The following is a 1679-nucleotide window of genomic DNA, read 5'->3' as shown; positions in this document are numbered from 1 at the left end:
CAATCTCCGTCCAGAGATCGTCGGGAAGCAGAGCGCGAGCCATGCCCCACCAACGCACCATCCACCGCTTCGTGCCGTTCTGTTAGGCGCTCTTACATTCGAGGCTTCCTCGCCACGTTCGACAGCGTCTACCGCGACGGCCTGCGCCGCGTCGCGGTGGGCGTGGCGGTGCCGCATATCGAGCCTTACGGTGCGGAGGCCGTCACGATTCTGAGGGGGCCGTCGGCGGGACTTTATGGGCTCGGCTCGCCGGGCGGCATCGTCGACGTCACTTCGAAGCGTCCCGTGTTCACACGCTTCGGTGAAGTCGTGTTCCAAGAGGGGAGCTTCGACCGGTTTCAGGGCAACTTCGATTTCGGGGGCCCGGTCGAGGGATCGGGCAATACGTTGGCCTATCGGCTGACCGGAATCGTGAGGCAGTCGGACAGCTTTCTTCCCGGCGCGACGGAAGACCGGGTCAATCTTGCGCCGTCCTTCACCTGGAAGCCCTCGGCCGATACCACCTTCACGCTCCTGACGGAGTTTCAGCGCTCCCGACTGCCGGCAACGACTTCCTTCTACAATTTTCCAGGGTTCGTCGTCTCACGACTCTATGAAGGCGATCCGGGCTTCAATCGCTTTCTGCAGGAGCAGTCTCGCATCGGTTATGCGTTCGAGCATCGCTTCTCGCCCGACCTCGTCTTCAGGCAGAATCTCCGCTACGAGGATATGCATAGCGATTACGGCTATACGTCGATTTCAGGTATCGAAGGGCTTCAAGCCAATCGGTACGCCGTGCTGGCGGTCGATCGGCTGAAGTCCGTTGCAGTCGACAATCAGCTCGAGGCTCGATTCCAAACGGGGCCGGTCGCGCACACCGTGCTCGGAGGAATCGACTATCTCCACTACGACTACCATCGTCGGTTCGGCCTCAACTTCGCGGTTCCGCCGCTGGACCTGACGGGCGTCAGGGATCTCGCCAATTTCCGCTATCGAACATTCATCCCGCGACCGGCCCTGACGAACGGCTCTCTTCAAAGCCAGGATCAGCTGGGCGTCTACCTGCAGGAGCAGGCAAAATGGGACCGCTTCGTCCTGACGCTCACGGGACGGCAGGATTTCGTTCAACAATCCACGCAGGCCATCGCAAACGAAATGGCCGGCAGCGTCCATCCGCAGAACGACCGGGCCTTCACCGGTCGGGTCGGACTGAACTACATCCTCGCTCCCGGCCTCGTTCCCTATGCGAGCTATGCCACGACCTTTACGCCGCAACTCGGGAACCGCGAAGGTCAACCCTTCAAGCCCGCAACGGGCGATCAGATCGAAGCGGGTGTCAAATACGCGGTGCCGGGCACCAATGTGACCGCTGCCCTTGCGGCCTTCGATATTGCGCAATCGTCCCTGCTTCGACAGGACCCGAACAACCTCGCCAATCAAGTTGCGACAGGCGCGGTTCGATCGAAAGGGCTTGAAGCCGAACTGATTGCAAATCTGGGCGTCGGGACCAACGTGGTCCTCTCCTTCACGCATCTCGATTTCCGCTTCATCAATCAAACATCGACGGTCACGGGCATGCCCATCGATGGCAACGCCCTCTCCGCCGTGACCTGACCGGCTGGCTTTGGACCGGGCTGATTGAGAGGATCAGCCAGGACTGAAGGAGTCGGACATGCGGCGAGGTCAGAAGACGAGCGCGG

Annotated in this window: 1 protein-coding gene; it reads left to right on the top strand. The window is 61.0% G+C overall.

The features are described from left to right. A partial coding sequence (locus BM140_RS24980) for a TonB-dependent receptor domain-containing protein (RefSeq protein ID WP_091952143.1) occupies nucleotides 1–1593 on the top strand: 1593 nt, incomplete at its 5' end. Nucleotides 1594–1679: the final 86 nt, after the last annotated feature.

Origin of the sequence: Methylorubrum salsuginis (assembly GCF_900114375.1) — a bacterium.
Lineage (GTDB): Bacteria > Pseudomonadota > Alphaproteobacteria > Rhizobiales > Beijerinckiaceae > Methylobacterium > Methylobacterium salsuginis.
Note: the sequence above shows the minus strand (reverse complement) of the source record. Positions and strands in the feature narration are given on the sequence as shown.